This window comes from Paenibacillus sp. BT-177 (assembly GCF_025846815.2).
In the GTDB taxonomy this organism is placed as follows: domain Bacteria; phylum Bacillota; class Bacilli; order Paenibacillales; family Paenibacillaceae; genus Paenibacillus; species Paenibacillus polymyxa_C.
In genome coordinates, this window is record NZ_JAOYTP010000029.1 from 1 (window position 1) to 2,098 (window position 2,098).

Genomic DNA, 2,098 nt, shown 5'->3' on the forward strand with positions numbered 1-2,098 from the left:
GTGGACCATTGCCCAAATGAATGCTGGCTTGAATTTCACTCGCCTTGGCTTCAACAGCGGTGGATTCGTCTTCCACTGCGCTGAAATCTACAATGTCCAGCGTGTATAGCTCGCCTTCCGCTACACTGCGGTTCCAAGCAACATAGCCCTGCTCCGTCTCACGGAATACCGTGCGCAATGCGTCATGATGCTGGACCATACGGTCCATCGTACGGCGCAGCGCGTCGACGTCAAAGCGCCCAGCTCGATACAGCATCATCGCCTGGTTGCTGTGGTGCAGGTCAGCCGGCTGCTGCTCGAAGAACCATCGCTGAATAGGTGTCAGTTCCACCGGGCCTACTGCCTCTTCCTGACTGGCCATCTTGCCATCTGTACGAAGCAAAGGACTGAGTGCCGCTACCGTCGGATTACTGAAGAGATCCTTCATGTTCAATCGATAACCTGCTTGCAGCAAGCGAGACGATACTTGCAGGGCTTTGATCGAATCGCCACCCAGCTCAAAGAAGTTATCCTGCGTGCCTACGGCTTCCACGCCCAGTACTCCAGCCCATACCGCAGCCAGTACTTGCTCCACCTGGGTACGCGGGGCTACATAGGCTGCTCCCGTATGGATGCTGCCTTCTGGCTCCGGCAAAGCCTTGCGGTCGATTTTGCCGTTGCTGGTCAGCGGGATGGTCTCCAGTCGCATCAGGCGCGCAGGCACCATGTGCGCTGGCAACCCGGCTTCCAGCGCTGCCTGTACCTCCTCAATCCGCAGCTCGGCTTCTCCCGTGATGTATCCGCACAAATACTTGTTTCCACGCTCGTCCGTCCGGTCGATGACTACGGCTTGACGCACACCTGGCACTCGCTGGATCGCCGTTTCAATCTCGCCCAGCTCGATCCGGTAGCCCCGAATTTTGACCTGATAGTCCATCCGGCCAATAAAGTCCACATTGCCGTCCGGCATCCACCGCGCCAAATCGCCGGTACGATACAGCCGTTCACCCGGTACGTACGGGTTCGCTACGAATTTCTCAGCGGTCAGGTCCGCACGGTTCAGGTACCCCCGTGCCACGCCAGCACCGCCAATGCACAGCTCACCCAGTACACCGATCGGCACCGGATTCAGCTGGCTGTCCACGATGTAGAAGCGTGCGTTCAGCCACGCTTGACCAATCGGCACATGGCCGCTGCTTGGCAGCTTCGACAGCTCTTCGTCGTAGAAGCTGGAGTCAATCGCCGCTTCCGTGACGCCGTAGCTGTTGATCATGCGGATATCTGCGCCAAACCGTTCTTGCAGCACCCGGTAGTCCGTCACGCTGCAGCTATCCGAGCTGGTGATCAGCAGTTCCATGCTGCTCATGTCCAGCCCCTGTTCATGCACATGCTGCATAAACGGTACGATCAGGGCCGGAGTCGATTCGAACACGGTAATCTGGTAATCACGAATCCAGCCGTACAGACGGCTTGGATCAATGCGGTCATCTTTCGGACAAATGACCATCGTGCCCCCGTTATAGAGCGTCCGTGCAATATCGCCGACGAATACGTCGAAGGAGAAGCTGGCCAGTTGCAGCAGTCGCACCGGGAACTGGTTCAGACGGTAATCCCGGCGATACGCCGCAGCCGTATTCACCAAGCTGCGATGCTCGATCATGACGCCCTTCGGACGTCCGGTTGTCCCAGACGTGTATATCACATATGCCAGATCGTGCGGTTCATTGATAGGTTCAACATCCGTGGCATCCCCGGTGTACAGCGACTCATCGTCCAATGCCAATACGGTATGCAGACGCAGCCCTGTTGCTGATTCGGAGGCTGCTTCACCGTCAGACTTCGAATCTGATTTCAAGCCTAATCCTTCATTCAGGCTGTCTCTTTCCATCGTTTCAGCGCCAGCCGCTGTTTTCAATTCACCCTCAGGCTGCCCTCCGACCAAGGCCTGCCGACTTGCCTCCAGCCAACCCTGTGCACGCTCTTGCAAACCGGTTTGCGTTAGCAGCACCGTCGCACCACTGTCCTCCAGCATAAAGCGAATCCGTTCGGACGGATAATCCGCATCCAGCGGTACATATGCGCCTCCGGATTTCCACACCGCCAATACGCCGACCAGCAT

At 57.3% G+C, this 2,098-nt stretch carries 1 protein-coding gene; it reads right to left on the reverse strand.

What is annotated here, in order from left to right:
• Positions 1-2,098 (reverse strand): amino acid adenylation domain-containing protein (locus OIU26_RS25765; protein ID WP_264218410.1); only part of this gene is annotated, 2,098 nt, incomplete at both ends.